Raw genomic sequence first — 18,567 nt, 5'->3', positions numbered from 1 at the left:
CCGTTTCCGCCGCCGGGGGTGACCGGCGGCTTGTCACGCTACTGCACCGGGTCGCGGCGGAGTCGGCGCGGCACGCCGCCAACCGCTTGCTCGGTTAAGCACCCGGCCCGATCCGCCTCTCCCGGCCCCGTTTCGGGTGCCGGAGAGCGCGAAACCGCCGCCGACGGCGTCGATCAGATTACCGGGTGATCCCGCTCGGAACCGGCCGTTGACAGCCCAGGGGGTGCCCCGTACGGTGTCCTCACTTATCCGGTTCAGTCAACGTCTCTCGATATCGGGAGCGTTCCCATATTCGGCGCGGAGGATGACATGAAACGGTCCTGGACGCACTGGGCCCGGGCGGCCACCGTGGGTGCCGTCAGCCTGGTCATGGTCGCGGCCTGCAGCGGCAAGAGCACCACCGGTGGCTCCGACGCCGCCGACGGTCAGGTCACGTTGAAGATCAACTTCTGGGGCGACTTCGGCCTCCAGGACCTCAAGGCGAAGTACGAGGCCGACCACCCGAACGTCAAGATCCAGCTGAACTCCGGCGAGTACAACGCGCAGCACGAGGACCTGCAGAAGAAGCTCGTCGCGGGCAACGGCGCGCCGGACATCGCGGCGATCGACGAGGGCTTCATGGTCCAGTTCCGCAGCCAGTCCGACAAGTTCGTCAACCTGCTGGACAAGGGCGCCGGCTCGTACGAGAGCAAGTACCTGCCCTGGAAGTGGAAGCAGTCGCTCTCCGCCGACGGCAAGACCCAGATCGGCCTCGGCACCGACGTCGGCGGCCTGGCCATGTGCTACCGCACCGACCTGTTCAAGGCCGCCGGCCTGCCCACCGAGCGGGACCAGGTCTCCGCGCTCTGGCCCGACTGGGACAAGTTCCTCGAGGTCGGCCAGCAGTACACCGCCAAGACCCACAAGAAGTTCATCGACGCCGGCACCAACCTGTTCAACCCGATCCTCGGCCAGCAGCAGGTCGGCTTCTACACCGACCAGGAGCAGCTCCAGATGGACGGCGGCCCGAAGGTCGCCTTCGACTACACCGTCAAGGCCGTCCAGGCCGGGCTGTCGGCCAACCTGGTCAGCTTCCAGGCCGACTGGGACAAGGGCTTCACGAGCGGCGCCTTCGCCGTGCTCGCCTGCCCGGCGTGGATGCTCGGCCACATCAAGGACACCGCCCCCGGCACCCAGGGCAAGTGGGACATCGCCGCGGTGCCCGGTGGCGGCGGCAACTGGGGCGGCTCGTTCCTGACCATCCCCAAGCAGGGCAAGCACGTCGACGAGGCGTACAAGCTCCTGGAGTGGCTGGTCGCGCCCGAGCAGCAGATCGAGATCTTCAAGAAGGTCGGCAACCTGCCCTCGCAGCCGGCGCTCTACGCCGACCCGGCCATCGCCGACTTCAAGAACCCGTTCTTCAACAACGCCCCGGTCGGGCAGATCTTCCCCAGGATGGCGCAGGGCCTCACCCCGCAGTACCTGGGCAAGAAGAACGGCCCCACCCGGGTCGCCGTGGAGAACGTGATCCGGCGGGTCGAGAACAAGAGCCTCAAGCCGGACGCCGCCTGGGCCGAGGCGGTCAAGGAGGCCGACAAGGCCGCCAAGTCCTGACGGACACCCGGTGACGGGGCGGGCCACGGCCGGCCCCGTCACCGCCGCACCGCCTCACCCACCTCGGCCCTGGAGTGATCCGATGTCCACCACCCGTGCCGCGCCCGCGCCATCGAGCCGCCGAGCCGCGCCGGAGCGCGGCCGCTCCGGGGGCGACGACCGGCGGCTGACCTGGCGTAACCGGCTGTACCGCTTCGACATGCGCTACATGCCGTACCTGCTGATCGCGCCCTTCTTCCTGCTGTTCATCGTGTTCGGGCTCTTCCCGCTGCTGTTCAACGCGGTGGTCTCGCTGCGCAACTACCGGCTCGACGACCCGACCCTGCCCTACTGGGCGGGCGTCGAGAACTTCAGCCGGCTCCTCGGCGACGAGGACTTCTGGAACGCCCTCTACAACACCTTCGGCATCTTCCTGCTCTCCTCGGTGCCCCAGCTGCTGCTCGCGCTCGTGGTCGCCTCGCTGCTCAACCGCAAGCTGCGGGCGCAGACCTGGTGGCGGGTGGGGGTGCTGCTGCCGTACGTGACTCCGATCGTCGCCTCGACCATGGTGTTCAGCGTCTTCTTCTCCCGCGACTTCGGCATGGCCAACTGGGTGCTCGGCCTGTTCGGCCTCGGCGGCCCGGACGACCCGATCGACTGGCGGGCCGACAAGCTGCACGCCTGGATCGCCATCGCCACGATGGTCAACTGGAAGTGGATCGGCTACAACGCCCTGCTCTACCTGGCCGCCATGCAGTCCATCCCGCTTGACGTCTACGAGGCGGCGGCGATCGACGGCGCCGGGCCGTGGAAGCAGCTCTGGCGGATCACCGTGCCGATGATCCAGCCCGTGGTGCTCTTCACCGTCATCCTCTCCACCATCGGTGGCCTCCAGCTCTTCACCGAGCCCATGCTCTTCGACCCGAACGCCCAGGCCGCCACCGGCGGGCCGAACGGCGAGTGGCAGACCATCGCCCAGCTCATCTACAAGGTCGGCTGGAAGGACCTCAACCTCGGTTACGCCGCGGCCATGTCGTGGGCCCTCTTCCTGATCATCCTGATCGTCGCCGGCGTCAACTACGTGGTGACGAACCGACTGTCCGGAGGGCGTAAATGACGACCGTCGCACCCCCGCGCCGGAAGCCGCGGCTGATGGGCCGGGCCCCGCAGGAGACCCAGGCGGGCCTCTGGACCTACCTGTTCCTCGCGCTGACCATGCTCTTCGCCGCGTTCCCGCTCTACTGGATGTTCGTCATCGCGACAAGCGACGACGAGGCGCTCGCGAAGCTGCCGCCGGCGATCATCCCCGGCGACCGGTTCCTGACCAACGTCGACGAGGTCTTCTCCCTGCAAGACGTCTACTTCGCCGCCTCGCTGGTCAACAGCGTCATCGTCGCCGCCGTGGTGACCGCCTCGGTGCTGTTCTTCTGCTCGCTCGCCGGGTTCGCCTTCGCCAAGCTGCGCTTCAAGGGCAGCAACGCCCTGATGCTCTTCGTGGTGCTCACCCTGACCGTGCCCAACCAGCTCGGCATCGTGGCGCTCTACATCGTGATGGGAAAGCTGGGCTGGAACGGCACCCTGCTCGCGGTCATCGCCCCCGGGCTGGTCACCGCGTTCGGCGTGTTCTACATGCGGCAGTTCATCGTCAACACGGTCCCCGACGAGCTGGTCGAGTCGGCCCGGATGGACGGCGCCACGACCATGCGGGTGTACGCCAGCATCGTGCTGCCGGCGATCCGCCCGGCCCTGGCCGTGCTCGGGCTGCTCACCTTCGTGGCCACCTGGAACGACTTCCAGTGGCCGCTCATCACGCTGAGCGGCACCGACTTCCCGACCTCGATGGTCGCGGTCTCCGACCTGGCCAGCGGCAACTACGTGATCTACCGGCGGGTGCTGGCCGGGGCGTTCATCGCCACCGTGCCCCTGCTGGTCATGCTGTTCATCGGTGGACGCCAGATCGTCCGCGGAATCATGGAAGGCGCGGTGAAGTCGTGAGCCGTCAGACGCTGCACGAGGGTTGGGTGCTGCGGGCCGTGCCCGGTCCGCAGCTGCCGCCGGAGATCGCCGGGCGGGCGGTGCCGGCGACCGTCCCCGGGTGCGTGCACACCGACCTGCTGGCGGCCGGCCTCATCCCCGACCCGTACCTCGACGACAACGAGAACCGCCTCGGCTGGATCGGCCGCACCGACTGGGTCTACGAGACCACCGTCGACTGGCGGCCCGGCGGCGACGAGCGGGTCGACCTGGTCTGCGCGGGCCTGGACACGGTCGCCACGATCACCGTCAACGGCACCGAGGTCGGCCGCACCGAGAACCAGCACCGCGGCCACCGGTTCCCGGTCGGCCCACTGCTCCGGCCGGGTGCCAACACCCTCACCGTGCGCTTCGACTCGCCGTACCGCTATGCCGAGGCGCACCGGGCCCGGCTCGGCGACCGGCCCAACGCGTACCCGGAGCCGTTCCACTTCATCCGCAAGACCGCCTGCAACTTCGGCTGGGACTGGGGACCGACACTGGTCACCGCCGGCATCTGGCAGGAGATCGGCCTGCACAGTTGGTCGGTCGCCCGGCTGGCGACCGTCCGGCCGCTGGTCACGATCGACGGGAACACCGGCCGGGTGGAGCTGCACGTCGAGGTCGAGCGGACGCGGGACGAGCCGCTCACCGTCCACGCCACCGCGGCGGGCGCCGCCGTCGAGGTTACCGTCCCGCCGGGGGAACACCGCGCCGTCGCGACCCTCACCGTCCGCGACCCGGCGCTCTGGTGGCCCGTCGGGCACGGCGACCAGCCCCTCCACGACCTCGACGTGACCCTCCGCACCGCCGACGGCCGGCCGCTGGACGCCTGGTCCCGCCGGATCGGCTTCCGCTCGGTACGCCTGGACACCGCCCCCGACGCGCACGGCTCCGCGTTCACCCTGCACGTCAACGGGGTGCCGGCCTTCGTGAAGGGGGTCAACTGGATCCCCGACGACGCCTTCCCCAACCGGGTCACCCGGGCCCGCCTCGCCGAGCGCTTCGGGCAGGCCGTCGGCGCGAACGTCAACCTGCTGCGGGTATGGGGCGGCGGCCGCTACGAGTCGGAGGACTTCTACGAGCTGGCCGACGAACTGGGGCTGCTGGTGCAGCAGGACTTCCTCTTCGCGTGCGCCGCCTACCCCGAGGAGGAGCCGTTCCGCACCGAGGTCGAGGCGGAGGCGCGGGAGCAGGTCACCCGGCTGGCGAGCCACCCGTCGCTGGTGCTCTGGACCGGCAACAACGAGAACATCTGGGGCTGGCACGACTGGGACTGGCAGGAGCCCCTGGCCGGCCGCACCTGGGGGCGCGGCTACTACCTGGACCTGCTGCCCGCCGTCGTCGCCGAGCTGGACCCGACCCGGCCGTACTGGCCGGGCAGCCCCTGGTCGGGCAGCGAGGACGTGCACCCCAACGACCCGGCGCACGGCACCACGCACATCTGGGACGTGTGGAACACCGACGACTACACGAAGTACCGGGAGTACGTGCCCCGCTTCGTCGCCGAGTTCGGCTACCAGGCGCCCCCCGCGTACGCGACGCTGCGCCGGGCCCTCTCCGACGAGCCGCTCGCCCCCGACTCGCCCGGTATGGCGCACCACCAGAAGGCGGCCGACGGGGACCGGAAGCTCCGGCGCGGCCTCGACGCCCACCTGCCGGCGCCCGCCGACTTCGACGACTGGCACTACCTCACCCAGCTCAACCAGGCACGGGCCATCCAGCTCGGCGTCGAGCACTTCCGCTCGCACCGGCCCGTCTGCATGGGCACGATCGTGTGGCAGCTCAACGACTGCTGGCCGGTCACCTCCTGGTCGGCCGTCGACGGCGACGGCCGCCGCAAACCCCTCTGGTACGCGCTCCGCCGCGCCTACGCGGACCGGCTGCTCACCGTGCAGCCACGGGACGGCGGGCTCGCGCTGGTGGCGGTGAACGAGACCGGCGAGGCGTGGCACGCGCCGGCCACGGTCACCCGGCTCACCCTCACCGGGGAGCCGAGGGCGAAGACCTCGGTGGACCTCGACGTCCCCGCGTACTCCTCGGTGGTGCTGGCGCTGCCCGCGGAGCTGGCACGGCCGGACGAGGCCCGGCGGGAACTGCTGGTCGCGGAGGCGGGGGAGACCGCCGAGCGGGCGCTGTGGTTCTTCGCCACCGACCGGGAGGTCGAGTGGCCGGCGGCGGAGCTGGACGCGACGGTCGAGCCGGCGGACGACGCCCAGCGGGTCCGGGTGACCGCCCGGACGGTGCTGCGTGACCTGACGCTCCATCCGGACCGGCTGCACCCGTCGGGGCAGGTCGACCAGGCTCTGGTCACCCTGTTGCCGGGCGAGTCGACCACCTTCACGGTCACCGCGGCGGAGCCGCTCGACCCGACGGCGCTCACCGCCCGCCCGGTCCTCCGCTGCGTGAACGACCTGATCCGGTAGCGATCCGGCCCCGACTTGAAAACTTTTGCAAGTGCTAAAGTCTTCAGGGTCACCGGGGAGGGGTCGTCGTGTCCGTGCCGCTGTACCAGGCCAAGGCCGAGTTGTTCCGCACCCTCGGGCATCCGGTCCGCATCCGGGTGCTCGAACTGCTCCAGGACGGGTCGAAGCCGGTCCGCGACCTGCTCGCCGCCATCGACGTCGAGCCGTCCAACCTCTCCCAGCAGCTCGCCGTGCTCCGGCGGGCCGGCATGGTCACCTCGCACCGGGACGGCCCGCTGGTCGTGTACTCGCTCAGCACCCCCGACGTGGCCGACCTGCTCGCCGCCGGTCGGCGGATCCTCGGCGCGGTCCTCATCGACCGGGACGGCCTCCTCGACGAGCTGCGAGCCGGGGAAGGGGAGCGGTGAACGCGGCGGCCCCGGCCTCCACCACCGCCGGCGGCCCGCCCCGGCCGACCGCCCCCGGCGGCGGGCCGCGGCGGGTCGGTCGACTGCTCCGGACGCGGCTGTCCGGGCTGCTGCCGGGCCGGTCCGACCTGGCAGCCGTACGCCGATCGCCCCGCCGCGACCTGCTCGCGGGGCTCACCGTGGCCGTGGTGGCGCTGCCCCTGGCGCTCGCCTTCGGCGTCACGTCCGGGCTCGGCGCGCAGGCCGGGCTGGTCACCGCCGTGGTCGCCGGTGCCGTCGCCGCGATCTTCGGCGGCTCCAACCTGCAGGTCTCCGGCCCCACCGGCGCGATGACCGTGGTGCTCGTGCCGGTGGTGCAGCGCTTCGGCGCCCGGGGCGTGCTGATGGTCGGCGCGCTGGCCGGCCTCATCCTGCTCGCCCTCGCCCTGGCCCGCCTCGGCCGCTACGCCCGCTACCTGCCCACCCCGGTGATCGAGGGCTTCACCGCCGGCATCGCCGTGGTCATCGCCCTGCAACAGGTCCCGGCGGCGCTCGGCGTCACCGACGCCCACGGCGAGAAGGTCTGGGCGGTGGCCGCCGACGCGGTCGCCCGATTCGTCGCCCACCCGCGCCCGGCGGCCGTCGCCGTGGCGCTCGGGGTCGCCGCGCTGATGCTGCTCGGCGCCCGATGGCGACCCGGCGTCCCGTTCTCGCTGCTCGGGGTGGCCGCCGCCACGCTCCTCGCCGATCTGGCCCCGGTCAACCTGGTCCGCATCGGGGCCCTGCCGCAGGGGCTGCCCGCCCCCTCGCTGGACTTCCTCGACCCCGGCGCACTCGGCGTGCTGCTACCCAGCGCGCTCGCGGTGGCCGCGCTCGCCGCCCTGGAGAGCCTGCTCTCGGCGACCGTGGCGGACGGGATGACCGTCGGTGAACGGCACGACCCGGACCGGGAACTGTTCGGGCAGGGCCTGGCCAACCTGGCCGCCCCCCTCTTCGGCGGCATCCCGGCGACCGCCGCCATCGCCCGTACCGCCGTGAACGTGCGGGCCGGCGCCTCCTCGAAGCTCGCCGCGCTCACCCACGCCGTCGCCCTCGCCGCCATCGTGCTGGCCGCCGCGCCGCTCGTCGGCCGTATCCCGCTCGCCGCGCTGGCCGGGGTGCTGCTCGCCACCACCGTACGGATGGTGGAGGCCGGGTCGCTGCGGGCGCTGCTCCGGGCCACCCGGGCCGACGCCGTGGTGCTCGTGCTCACCTTCGCCGTCACCGTGATGTGGGACCTGGTCACCGCGGTGGCGGTCGGGCTGGGCGTGGCCGTCGTGCTCGCGCTCCGCGCGGTGGCCCGCAGCGCCCGGCTGGAACAGGTGCCCCTCGACCCCGGCGAGCACAGCGCCGAGGAGCACGCGCTGCTGGCCGAGCACATCGTCGCGTACCGGCTGGACGGGCCGCTCTTCTTCGCGGCCGCGCACACCTTCCTGCTGGAACTGGCCCAGGTGGCTGACGTACGGGTGGTCATCCTCCGGATGTCCCGGGTGTCCACCGTCGACGCCACCGGCGCGCAGGTGCTCGGCGACGCCGTCGACCGGCTGCGGGGACGGGGGATCGCCGTGCTGCTCTCCGGCATCACGCCGGGTCACGACCAGGTGCTCAGCACGCTGGGCGTGGCGGAGGAGCTGCGCCGGGAGGGGTTGATCTTCCCGGACACCCCGGCCGCCATCCGCCACGCCCGCACCATCGCCTTCGCCGGCGCTTAGGCGAAGCTGGTGCTCCCTCTCTGTTCAGCCCGGCAGGGCGGCCAGGCCGGCCAGCAGCTCCCAGCGCTCGGCGTCGCTGAGCACCCCGTACGCGGGTTCGTCGCGGCGGTCGGTCTCCGCCTCGATGGCGGCGCGCTCCGGCCCCTCGGGGAGCGCCCGGATTTCCGCGGCGGTCAGCCCGGCGGCCCGCCACGCCGCCCGGTGCGCGTCGGCGCGGTGGTGGCGCAGCGACCCGAGCCGGGTGACCAGCAGCAGTGCCGGCGAGGCGTCGTCCGGCTCGTACGGCGGCGACATGGCCCGGAAGGCCGGACCGCCGGTGGCCTGCCCGTGTGCGAGCACCCGGCCGACGAGGTCGGCCAGCCGGGGCACGATGCGCAGGCCGGGCAGCATGTCCGGCAGGTCCGACCACAGCTTCTCGGCGGCCTCGGCGGTGGCCTGCTGCGCGAACAGCGCCAGCTCCCGGCCCAGGTCGGTGAGGTGCCAGGTGCCCTCGGCGTCCACGGTGGTCACACCCTGGGCCAGCTCCCGGCTCATGTCGCCGTCGGTGTAGGCCAGCCCGTCGGCGAGTGCCTCGGCGGGCATCGGGCGGGCCAGCACCCCGGAGAAGAACGAGTTCTCATAGCCGAGGTCGACGCCGCGCTCGGCGTAGAACGTCTCCATCCGGGGCCGGGCCGCCCAGCGGGCGGCCACGTAAACCCGGTCGATGGCCGGTCGGATCAGTCGCGCGTAGCTCACGGTCGTCTCCACGCCGCCGGACCCTACCGGCGGCGCGGAGACCGGTGGGGGCGGTTACTCCGGGACCCGGCGGTACGCGCCGTCGCTGGCGGAGGTGGCCATCGACGCATACGCGCGCAGGGCCGCGGACACCGGCCGGACCCGGTCGGCGGGCGTGTACGGGCGGTCCCGCTTCTCCTCCGCCACCCGGCGGGCCTGAAGCACGTCGTCGGGCACGTCGAGCCGGATCGACCGGGCCGGGATGTCGATGACGATCTCGTCGCCCTCCCGGACCAGCGCGATGAGCCCGCCCGAGGCCGCCTCCGGGGAGACGTGCCCGATGGACAGGCCGGAGGTGCCGCCGGAGAACCGGCCGTCGGTGAGCAGTGCGCAGGAGCGACCCAGGCCGCGGCCCTTGAGGAACGAGGTGGGGTAGAGCATCTCCTGCATGCCGGGGCCGCCCTTCGGGCCCTCGTAGCGGATCACCACCACGTCCCCGGCCACGACCTCCTTGGCCAGGATCGCCGTGACCGCGTCGTCCTGCGACTCGTAGACCTTGGCCGGCCCGCGGAAGGTCAGGCACTCCTCGGGCACGCCGGCGGTCTTCACGACGCAGCCGTCCGGCGCCAGGTTGCCGTGCAGGATGGCCAGCCCGCCGTCGGCGCTGTACGCGTGCTCCCGGTCCCGGATGCAGCCGCCGGCCGCGTCGGTGTCCAGGGAAGACCAGCGGTTGGTGGTGGAGAACGGCTCGGTGGTGCGCACCCCGCCCGGTGCGGCGTGGAACAGCTCCACCGCCTCCGGGGTGGCCGAGCCGCCCCGGACGTCCCACTCGGCGAGCCACTTCTCCAGCGAGGGGGAGTGCACGGCGTGCACGTCGCGGTGGAGCAGGCCGGCGCGGTCCAGCTCGCCGAGGATGGCCGGGATGCCGCCGGCCCGGTGCACGTCCTCCATGTGGTACTGCGGCGAGTTCGGCGCGACCTTGGCCAGGCAGGGCACCCGCCGGGAGATGGCGTCGATGTCGGCCACCCCGAAGTCCAGCTCCGCCTCGCGGGCGGCGGCCAGCAGGTGCAGCACGGTGTTGGTCGAGCCGCCCATGGCCACGTCGAGCGCGACCGCGTTCTCGAAGGCGGCCCGGTTGGCGATCGCCCGGGGCAGCACGGAAGCGTCGTCCGCGTCGTACCAGCGCTTGGCGATCTCCACGGCGGTGCGGCCGGCCTCGACGAAGAGCGACCGGCGGGCCGCGTGGGTGGCCAGCGTCGAGCCGTTGCCGGGCAGCGCCAGGCCGATGGCCTCGGTGAGGCAGTTCATCGAGTTGGCGGTGAACATGCCGGAGCAGGAGCCGCAGGTCGGGCAGGCGGAGCGCTCGATCTCGCCGAGCTGGTCGTCGGTGACCGCCTCGTTCGAGGAGGCGATCATGGCGTCGATCAGGTCGATCTTGGAATGGACGACGCCCTCGATGGCCACCGTCTTGCCGGCCTCCATCGGGCCGCCGGACACGAAGACGGTCGGGATGTTGAGCCGCAGCGCGGCCAGCAGCATGCCCGGGGTGATCTTGTCGCAGTTGGAGATGCAGACCAGGGCGTCCGCGCAGTGCGCGTTGACCATGTATTCCACTGCGTCGGCGATCAGCTCCCGGCTGGGCAGCGAGTAGAGCATGCCGCCGTGGCCCATGGCGATGCCGTCGTCCACCGCGATGGTGTTGAACTCCCGGCCCACGCCGCCGGCCTCGGCCACCGCGTCGGCGACCAGGCCGCCGAGGTCCTTGAGGTGTACGTGGCCGGGGACGAACTGGGTGAAACTGTTGGCGATGGCGACGATCGGCTTGCCGAAGTCGTCGTCGGTCATCCCGGTGGCCCGCCAGAGGGCCCGGGCGCCGGCCATCGTCCGACCGTGGGTGGAGGTCCTCGACCGCAGCTCAGGCATGCCTACCAGTCTGACACCGCCGCCGCGGCGGCCCCCGGGCACACGCGCCGTGTCCCAACAGATGCACACCCGGCTCCCCACGGGGGGCGCGGATCCGGCACAGTTGAGGTCGTGCAGTCGTCCCCGGGCATGGTCATCGTCGCGGTGCTGAGCGGCCTCGCCGCGGCCGGCGCCGCCGCCCTGCTCGCCGTGTCGGCGCGCCGCCGGGGCGGCCCGCACCGGGGGGCCCACGTGCTGCTCGCGGCCGCCGCCGGGGTCGCCCTGCTCAGCCTGCTCCTCGGGCTGGCCGGCACGCTGGCCGCCGGCGACCACTGGGCGCACCGGCAGGGGCAGCGCACCGGCTGGGCCACGATCGTCTCGCTCGGCACCACACTCGCCGGGCTCGGCCTCGGTGTCGCCCTGCTCCGGCTGCCCGGCACGGCCGCGGCCCGGGCGGCCACCGCCCGGCTGCTGCTCGACGGCGTGATCATGGCGGGCGCGCTCTGGTTCGTCGGCTGGGCGCTGTTCAGCCCGCCGACCCGGCTGCTCGGTGACGCGACCCCCGTCGCCTGCCTGCCCATCCTGCTGGCCACGGTCAGCGCGGCGTTCACCGCCGGGCTGACCCTCATCATGGTCCTGCGGGCCGCCCCGCCGCGCGGCCGGTTGGTCCTGCTCGGCGCCGGCGCGACCGGGGTGACCTGCGGCGGCCTGGGCCTGTCGGCCGGGCTCTGCCAGGCCGGTCCCGCCCTGGCGTTCGCCGGCGCCGCGGTGATCGCCGCCGGCCTGCTGGCCACCGCCCTGGCCGCGCACCGGGTCGACCTGCCGCGGGTCGACGTCGACCTGATCCGCCGCGACGGCGAGTACGCCTTCGTGCCGATGTTCGCGATGGCCGCCTCCGCCATGTACCACCTGGTGCAGGGCGGCCGGTTCGACGTGTTCGGCATCGCGGCGGGCAGCGTCGAGGGCTTTGCCCTGGTGGCCCGCCAGTACCTGGCCCTCAACGACGTCCGCAACTACGCCGACCGGCTGGCCGAGCGGGAGGCGCACTTCCGCGAGCTGGCGCACACCGACCCGCTCACCGGCCTGGCCAACCGGCGCGGCCTGCTGCGCGCGCTGCACCGCTGCGCCGAGGCCGGCGTCCCCTGCGTGCTGCTCGGGCTCGACCTGGACGGCTTCAAGAACGTCAACGACATGCGCGGGCACGACGTCGGCGACGCGGTGCTGGCCGAGGTGGGCCGGCGGCTGCGCGGCAACCTGCGCCCGGGCGACCTGGCGGCCCGCCTCGGCGGCGACGAGTTCGCGGTGCTCATGCACGGCACCACCGAGCCCGGGCCGGTCGCCGAGCGGCTGCTCGGTGTGCTCGGCCGCCCCTACGAGGAGGCGGACGGGCCGGTCTTCCTCTCGGTCAGCATCGGGGTGGCCGGCGGCTGCGGGGAGACCGACGTCGAGCTGCTGCTGCGCAACGCTGACCTGGCGCTGCGCTACGCCAAGCAGCGCGGCAAGAACCGGATCGAGCGCTACGACGCCACCTACGACCAGCTGCTGCGCCGGCGCACCATGCTGGAGCACGAGCTGCGCGGCGCCATCGAGCGCGACGAGCTGCGGTTGGCCTTCCAGCCGGTGGCCTCGCTGCCCTCGGTCCGCCCGGTCGGCGCCGAGGCGCTGCTCCGCTGGCACCACCCGGAGCTGGGCAACGTGCGGCCCGACGAGTTCATCCCGCTCGCCGAGGAGTGCGGGATGATCTCCAAGCTCGGCGCGTGGGTGCTGCACCAGGCCTGCTACCAGCTCTCCCGCTGGCTGGCCGACGGGCACGACGTCTGGGTGTCGGTCAACGTCTCGCCCCGGGAGCTGCACGCACCGGAATACGTCGTCCAGGTCGCCGACGCGCTGCGCGCCCACCACGTGCCGCCGCAGCGGCTGGTGCTGGAGGTCACCGAGCACGCCGTCGCCACCGACCTCGACGAGCTGATCCGGCGGCTCACCGCGTTGCGCCTGACCGGGGTGCGGATCGCGCTGGACGACTTCGGCGCCGGCTACTCCTCGCTGGGGCAGCTGCGCCGGCTCCCGATCGACATCCTCAAGATCGATCACAGCCTGGTCGCCGAGCACGAGCCGGTCCGGCCGGTGGGCCGGGACGGCCCGGCGTTCGCCCCGATGGTCGACATCGTCATGCGCCTCGGCCACCAGCTCGGCCTGGAGGTGATCGCCGAGGGCGTCACCACCCCGGCCGAGCTGGCCGCCGTGGTCGCCGCCGGCTGCCGCTTCGGGCAGGGCGCGGCCTTCGGCTGGGGCGTGCCCGCCGAGCACCTGGAGGCGATGCTGGAGGCGGCCACCTCGCCCGGCAGCCGCCCCGCCTCGGCACCGCCCGTCGCGCCGGCCCCGCCGCCCCGGATCGGGCCGTCCCCGCTGCTGCCCCGGCTCCGGTCGAACCCGCCCGCCCAGGTGCCCGCGCCGCGTACCTCGAATGAGGGATCTTCGCAGGTCGTGCCGGCCGCCGAGGGCGCTCCGGGAGCCGACACGCCCACGTCCGTGAACCAAAATGTGGGATCAGTTGACTCATCGCGTGAGATGCGTCAGGCTTGACCGCATGTCGTCGAACCGGTCGCTGCGAGTACTTACCTGAGCGCACTCTCCCGTTGAGAGTGCGCTGGCCCCGTGCATCTGCACGTGGGCCGTTTTTGTTGCCGTCGGAGCATCGCCGGGACGCCCGCGTCCCACCCTGAGAAGCGCATCACCCACTCCAGCCGAAGGCCTGAACCGCCATGACGAGACCCACGCCAGAGACCCTCGCCCACTCCGCCCGGCGCGCCCGTCCGGCCACCGAGCCGGCCGCCGACGCCGACCACGCCCCCGCCCCCCGCCCCGGTGCCACCCCGGCCACCCCGGCCGTAGCGGGACGGGGCGCCACGGCCGGCGCGGACGGACGCACCGCGGCCGAACGGCAGCCCGCGCAGCTCTCCGGCGCCGGCTCGCTGGTGCGGTCGCTCGAGGCGCTCGGCGTCGACGTCGTCTTCGGCATCCCGGGCGGCGCGATCCTGCCCGCGTACGACCCGCTCTACGACTCGACCGTCCGGCACATCCTGGTCCGGCACGAGCAGGGCGCCGGGCACGCCGCCACCGGCTACGCCCAGGCCACCGGCAAGGTCGGCGTCTGCATCGCCACCTCCGGCCCGGGCGCGACCAACCTGGTCACGCCGATCGCCGACGCGTACATGGACTCGGTGGCGATGGTGGCGATCACCGGCCAGGTCGCCCGCCCGTCGATCGGCACGGACGCCTTCCAGGAGGCGGACATCCAGGGCATCACCCTGCCGATCACCAAGCACAACTTCCTGGTCCAGACGGCCGACGAGATCCCGCAGGTGCTCGCCGAGGCGTTCCACCTGGCCTCGACCGGCCGGCCCGGCCCGGTGCTGGTCGACATCCCCAAGGACGTCCTCCAGGCGCCGACCACCTTCGCCTGGCCGCCCACCCTGGACCTGCCCGGCTACCGGCCCACGCTGCACCCGCACGGCAAGCAGATCCGGGAGGCGGCCCGGCTGATGACCAGCGCCCGCCGCCCGGTGCTCTACGTCGGCGGCGGCGTGCTCAAGGCCGGCGCCACCGAGGGGCTGCGCCGGCTGGCCGAGCTGACCGGCATCCCGGTGGTCACCACCCTCATGGCGCTCGGCGCGTTCCCCGACTCGCACCGGCAGCACCTGGGCATGCCCGGCATGCACGGCACCGTCGCCGCGGTCTACGGCCTGCAGAAGTCCGACCTGATCGTGGCGCTGGGCGCCCGCTTTGACGACCGGGTCACCGGCAGGCTCGACTCGTTCGCGCCGGACGCCACCGTGGTGCACGCCGACATCGACCCGGCGGAGATCGGCAAGAACCGGCACGCCGACGTCCCGATCGTGGGCGACGCCCGGCACGTCATCGACGAGCTGGTCGCGGCCGTCACCGCCGAGCAGGCGGCCCGGCCGGCCGCCGACCTCGCCGACTGGTGGAACCAGCTGGACGACCTGCGCGGGCGCTACCCGCTGGGCTACGAGGAGCCGGCCGACGGCATGCTCTCCCCGCAGTACGTGATCAAGCGGCTGGGCGAGATCGCCGGCCCGGACGCCGTCTACGTGGCGGGCGTCGGCCAGCACCAGATGTGGGCCAGCCAGTTCATCTCGTACGAGAAGCCGTACACCTGGCTCAACTCCGGCGGCCTCGGCACCATGGGCTACGCCGTCCCGGCGGCGATGGGTGCCAAGGTCGGCAAGCCGGACACCACGGTGTGGGCGGTCGACGGCGACGGCTGCTTCCAGATGACCAACCAGGAGCTGGCCACCTGCGCCCTGGAGGGCATCCCGATCAAGGTCGCCGTCATCAACAACGGCAACCTGGGCATGGTCCGGCAGTGGCAGACCCTGTTCTACGGGGAGCGCTACTCCAACACCGAGCTGGGCACCCACAAGCACCGCATCCCGGACTTCGTGAAGCTCGCCGAGGCGCTCGGCTGCGTCGGCCTGCGCTGCGAGAACGCCGCCGACGTGGACAAGACCATCGAGGCGGCCATGGCGATCACCGACGCACCGGTGGTCATCGACTTCGTGGTCGGCAAGGACGCCATGGTGTGGCCGATGGTCGCCGCCGGCACCAGCAACGACGAGATCATGTTCGCCCGGGGCGTCCGCCCCGCCTTCGACGAGGACGAGCTCTGATGACGATGCACACGCTGTCCGTGCTGGTGGAGAACAAGCCCGGTGTCCTGGCGCGGGTCTCCGGGCTGTTCTCCCGGCGCGGGTTCAACATCGACAGCCTCGCGGTGGGTGAGACCGAGAACCCGGACGTCTCCCGCATCACCATCGTGGTCAACGCCGAGTCCTCGCCGCTGGAGCAGGTCACCAAGCAGCTCAACAAGCTGGTCAACGTCCTCAAGATCGTCGAGCTGGACCCGCAGGTGTCGGTGGCCCGGGAGCTGCTGCTGGTCAAGGTCCGGGCGGACCGCAACGCCCGCGGCCAGGTGCTGGAGACGGTCGCCCTGTTCCGCGCCCGGGTGGTCGACGTCGCGCCGGACACGCTGACCATCGAGGCCACCGGCACCCCGGACAAGCTCGACGCGCTCCTGCGGGACCTGGAGCCGTTCGGCATCAAGGAGATGGTCCAGTCCGGCACGGTGGCCATCGGTCGGGGCTCCCGCTCGATCACCGCCGGCCCGGCGCTGCGCGCCGCCTGATTCGCACCCACCAGATTTTCGACGGGCCGACGGGCACCGCCGTAGGAAAGGGAAGTCAATGAGCGTTGAGGTGTACTACGACGACGACGCCGACCTGGGCCTGATCCAGGGCCGCACGGTCGCCGTGATCGGCTACGGCAGCCAGGGCCACGCCCACGCGCTGTCGCTGCGCGACTCCGGCGTCGACGTGGTGATCGGCCTGCCCGCCGGGTCGAAGAGCCGGCCGAAGGCCGAGGAGCAGGGCCTGCGGGTGCTCACGCCCGCCGAGGCGGCCGCCGAGGCCGACGTGATCATGATCCTGGCGCCGGACACCGCCCAGCGCGGCCTGTACGCCGACTCGATCGCCCCCAACCTCGCCCCCGGCAAGGCGATCTTCTTCGGCCACGGCTTCAACATCCGGTACGGCCTCATCAAGCCCCCGGCCGACGTGGACGTGGCGATGGTCGCCCCGAAGGGCCCCGGCCACCTGGTCCGCCGCCAGTACGTCGACGGCAAGGGCGTGCCCTGCCTGGTCGCCGTCGAGCAGGACGCCAGCGGCAACGCCTTCGGCCTGGCCCTGGCCTACGCCAAGGCCATCGGCGGCACCCGGGCCGGCGCGATCCGGACCACCTTCACCGAGGAGACCGAGACCGACCTCTTCGGCGAGCAGGCGGTGCTCTGCGGCGGCGCGGCGGCGCTCGTGCAGACCGGCTTCGAGGTGCTCACCGAGGCCGGCTACGCCCCGGAGGTGGCCTACTTCGAGTGCCTGCACGAGCTGAAGCTCATCGTCGACCTCATGTACGAGGGCGGCATCGCCCGGATGCGCTACAGCATCTCGGACACCGCCGAGTACGGCGACCTCTCCCGGGGCCCGCGGGTCATCGACTCCCGGGTCAAGGAGGAGATGCGCAAGATCCTCGGCGAGATCCAGTCCGGCGAGTTCGCCCGCGAGTGGGTGGCCGAGGACGAGGCCGGCCGGCCGAACTTCGCCAAGTGGCGGGCCGAGGGCGCGGCGCACCCGATCGAGGAGACCGGGCAGAAGCTGCGCGCCATGATGAGCTGGGTCGACCGGCCCATCACCGAGACCGCCTGACCCGCCTCAGGCAGCTCCGACGCGGCCCGCGGCCCGACGCTCTCCCCGGCGTCGGGCGGCGGGCCGCCGTCATTCCGGCGCCGACGACAGGTTCTCCGCCTCGGCGGTGGCACGCTCTGCCTCGTCGGTGCGGCCCTGTGCCGCGAGGACGCGGGCCTGGCGACGCAGTGACCGCTCCAGCAGGGCACGGTGCCGGGGGTCGGCCGTGGCGAGCGTTCGGGCCAGCTCCACCGCCTCGCGCCCGACGGTCACGCCGTCCAGCCCGGCGATCCGCTCACGCGGCGGGGCGTCCGGGTGCGCCTCCCCGGCGGGCGCGTCGAACACGGCCATGAGCTGGAGGTTCAGCGCCTCGACGAGCAGCGGGCGGAACACCTCCGGCAGGTCGTCGGCGTGCCGACGGCAGACGTCGAGCAACTCGTCCAGCAGCGGCTCGACCGCGTCCCACCGCCGGTCCCCGATCCGCGCGGCGGCGAGCTGGGTCAGGGCACGGGCCAGCTCGACGTCGTCGGCGCCCCGGGCCGCCTCGACCGCCTCGGTGAGCCGGTCGAGGCCGTCCGGGCGCGACGCGAACCGCAGCAGCAGCGCCCCGTGGGCGCGCAGTGCCGCGGCCAGCTCGCCACGCCGGAGCGGGGCCGGCTCCCGCAACCGGCTGACCGCCTCCTCGGCGGCTCGCAACGCCGCGTCCGGCTCGCCCAGTTCTGCCCGGCACTCCGCCTCGACCAGCAGTGCCCCGCCCGTGAGCGACCATCCGCGCGCCGACTGGACGATCCGCACCATCTCCCGTTCCGGGCGGGACGCGTCGATCAGATCGAGCGCCTCCCGGAGGCGGCCGGCCGCGGCCAGGCTCCGCGCGAGGTCGGTCGCCGCGATCGCGCCCAGGTAGGCCCGGCGCAGCTGCTGGTACCAGGACAGCGCGCGGAAGGCGTCCCACGCCTCCTGCCGTGCGGCGAGCGCCTGCTCGGGCCGGCCCAGCGCCGCCTGGCAGTCGCCGAGCACCAGCAGCGTGCTGGCCCGCCGCATCCGCTCCCTCCCGTTGAGCGGGGCGGCGGCGTTCCAGGTGGCGCGGGCGCGCAGCGCCGTCGTGAGCGCCTCGCGGGTCTCACCGAGGACGGACAGGTTGCTGGCCAACAGCCCCCGGCCGGCGGCGAGCACCAGCAGCCCGGCGCGGTCGGGCGGGTCCTCGACGTACCCGATCGCCTCCCGGAGCTGGCCGACCGCCTCCGTCGCGAGCTGGAGGTCGGGCATGCCGACCCGGGCCACGAGCGCGCGGGCCAGGTCCGCGCGGTGCCGGTCCGGCCGGTCCGCGGCAAGCCGGCGGCACAGCGCCACCGCCTCCTCGGCGGCGGCCAGGCGCCGGGCCGCCCCGCCGGGCAGCCCGCTCACTACCTGGGACCGGGTGACCAACGCCTCGGCCAGCCGGGGACCCCAGCGGAGCGGGCGGCGGCGGGCCAGCGGGCGGAGCAGCGCGATCCGGATCACCTGCGACATCGACGGCCCCCTTCCGTGCGGCTGCTGGCTCCCGTTG

13 protein-coding genes are annotated in these 18,567 nt (G+C 73.1%); 10 read left to right on the top strand and 3 right to left on the bottom strand.

Annotation, left to right across the window (positions count from 1 at the left end; translation table 11 throughout):
* Positions 1 to 309 precede the first annotated feature (309 nt).
* The 6 genes from NFX44_RS00770 (at position 310) to NFX44_RS00745 (ending at position 8,148) form a co-directional block, all read left to right on the top strand.
* Positions 310 to 1,593 (top strand): ABC transporter substrate-binding protein, encoded by a 1,284-nt coding sequence (locus NFX44_RS00770; RefSeq protein WP_262281503.1) that lies wholly within the window; start codon positions 310 to 312, stop codon positions 1,591 to 1,593.
* Positions 1,594 to 1,675: 82 nt separating this feature from the next.
* A complete protein-coding gene (locus NFX44_RS00765) occupies positions 1,676 to 2,689 on the top strand; it encodes a carbohydrate ABC transporter permease (protein WP_262281502.1) in 1,014 nt (337 codons plus the stop codon).
* Positions 2,686 to 3,567 carry a carbohydrate ABC transporter permease gene (locus NFX44_RS00760; protein WP_262281501.1) on the top strand — a complete coding sequence of 294 codons (882 nt, stop codon included), beginning with the start codon at positions 2,686 to 2,688 and terminating at the stop codon, positions 3,565 to 3,567. Before NFX44_RS00765 ends, NFX44_RS00760 begins: the two co-directional genes overlap by 4 nt.
* A complete protein-coding gene (locus tag NFX44_RS00755) occupies positions 3,564 to 6,011 on the top strand; it encodes a glycoside hydrolase family 2 protein (RefSeq protein WP_262281500.1) in 2,448 nt (815 codons plus the stop codon). The genes NFX44_RS00760 and NFX44_RS00755 overlap by 4 nt, the downstream gene beginning before the upstream one ends.
* A gap of 68 nt (positions 6,012 to 6,079) precedes the next feature.
* On the top strand, positions 6,080 to 6,418 hold the full coding sequence (locus NFX44_RS00750; RefSeq protein ID WP_262281499.1) for a helix-turn-helix transcriptional regulator: 339 nt from the start codon (positions 6,080 to 6,082) through the stop codon (positions 6,416 to 6,418).
* Positions 6,419 to 6,501: 83 nt separating this feature from the next.
* Positions 6,502 to 8,148 (top strand): SulP family inorganic anion transporter, encoded by a 1,647-nt coding sequence (locus NFX44_RS00745; protein WP_262281983.1) that lies wholly within the window; start codon positions 6,502 to 6,504, stop codon positions 8,146 to 8,148.
* Positions 8,149 to 8,172: 24 nt separating this feature from the next.
* Here the strand turns inward: NFX44_RS00745 and NFX44_RS00740 are convergent, their stop codons facing one another.
* Both NFX44_RS00740 and ilvD read right to left on the bottom strand, forming a co-directional pair.
* Positions 8,173 to 8,895 (bottom strand): hypothetical protein, encoded by a 723-nt coding sequence (locus tag NFX44_RS00740; protein ID WP_262281498.1) that lies wholly within the window; start codon positions 8,893 to 8,895, stop codon positions 8,173 to 8,175.
* 42 nt (positions 8,896 to 8,937) lie between these two features.
* Positions 8,938 to 10,785 (bottom strand): dihydroxy-acid dehydratase, encoded by a 1,848-nt coding sequence (gene ilvD / locus NFX44_RS00735; protein ID WP_262281497.1) that lies wholly within the window; start codon positions 10,783 to 10,785, stop codon positions 8,938 to 8,940.
* Positions 10,786 to 10,896: 111 nt separating this feature from the next.
* Here ilvD and NFX44_RS00730 point away from each other — a divergent pair, with 111 nt between their 5' ends.
* From NFX44_RS00730 to ilvC, 4 genes are all read left to right on the top strand, one after another.
* The gene (locus NFX44_RS00730; RefSeq protein WP_262281496.1) at positions 10,897 to 13,347 is read left to right on the top strand and encodes a bifunctional diguanylate cyclase/phosphodiesterase; all 2,451 of its coding nucleotides are present in this window, start codon (positions 10,897 to 10,899) and stop codon (positions 13,345 to 13,347) included.
* A gap of 179 nt (positions 13,348 to 13,526) precedes the next feature.
* Entirely contained in the window at positions 13,527 to 15,455 is a 1,929-nt protein-coding gene (locus tag NFX44_RS00725; RefSeq protein WP_262281495.1) for an acetolactate synthase large subunit, read from the top strand.
* Complete coding sequence (gene ilvN, locus NFX44_RS00720) at positions 15,455 to 15,970, top strand: acetolactate synthase small subunit (protein WP_046563652.1); 516 nt, start codon at positions 15,455 to 15,457, stop codon at positions 15,968 to 15,970. Before NFX44_RS00725 ends, ilvN begins: the two co-directional genes overlap by 1 nt.
* 58 nt (positions 15,971 to 16,028) lie before the next feature.
* Positions 16,029 to 17,042: a ketol-acid reductoisomerase gene (gene ilvC, locus NFX44_RS00715; protein WP_262281494.1), complete on the top strand. Its 1,014-nt coding sequence runs from the start codon at positions 16,029 to 16,031 to the stop codon at positions 17,040 to 17,042.
* Between the two features lie 69 nt (positions 17,043 to 17,111).
* On the opposite strand, the gene NFX44_RS00710 is transcribed toward ilvC, so the two are convergent.
* Positions 17,112 to 18,530: a hypothetical protein gene (locus tag NFX44_RS00710; RefSeq protein WP_262281493.1), complete on the bottom strand. Its 1,419-nt coding sequence runs from the start codon at positions 18,528 to 18,530 to the stop codon at positions 17,112 to 17,114.
* Positions 18,531 to 18,567: the final 37 nt, after the last annotated feature.

This window comes from Micromonospora sp. MA102, assembly GCF_025460765.1.
GTDB lineage: Bacteria > Actinomycetota > Actinomycetes > Mycobacteriales > Micromonosporaceae > Micromonospora > Micromonospora halotolerans.
Note: the sequence above shows the minus strand (reverse complement) of the source record. Positions and strands in the feature narration are given on the sequence as shown.

Bases quoted from the DNA above. Each gene is read 5' to 3' on its own strand.
- NFX44_RS00770 (WP_262281503.1), top strand. From the start codon at position 310: ATGAAACGGTCCTGGACGCACTGGGCCCGGGCGGCCACCGTGGGTGCC.
- NFX44_RS00765 (WP_262281502.1), top strand. From the start codon at position 1,676: ATGTCCACCACCCGTGCCGCGCCCGCGCCATCGAGCCGCCGAGCCGCG.
- NFX44_RS00760 (WP_262281501.1), top strand. From the start codon at position 2,686: ATGACGACCGTCGCACCCCCGCGCCGGAAGCCGCGGCTGATGGGCCGG.
- ilvD (WP_262281497.1), bottom strand. From the start codon at position 10,785: ATGCCTGAGCTGCGGTCGAGGACCTCCACCCACGGTCGGACGATGGCC.
- NFX44_RS00725 (WP_262281495.1), top strand. From the start codon at position 13,527: ATGACGAGACCCACGCCAGAGACCCTCGCCCACTCCGCCCGGCGCGCC.
- ilvN (WP_046563652.1), top strand. From the start codon at position 15,455: ATGACGATGCACACGCTGTCCGTGCTGGTGGAGAACAAGCCCGGTGTC.
- ilvC (WP_262281494.1), top strand. From the start codon at position 16,029: ATGAGCGTTGAGGTGTACTACGACGACGACGCCGACCTGGGCCTGATC.
- NFX44_RS00710 (WP_262281493.1), bottom strand. From the start codon at position 18,530: ATGTCGCAGGTGATCCGGATCGCGCTGCTCCGCCCGCTGGCCCGCCGC.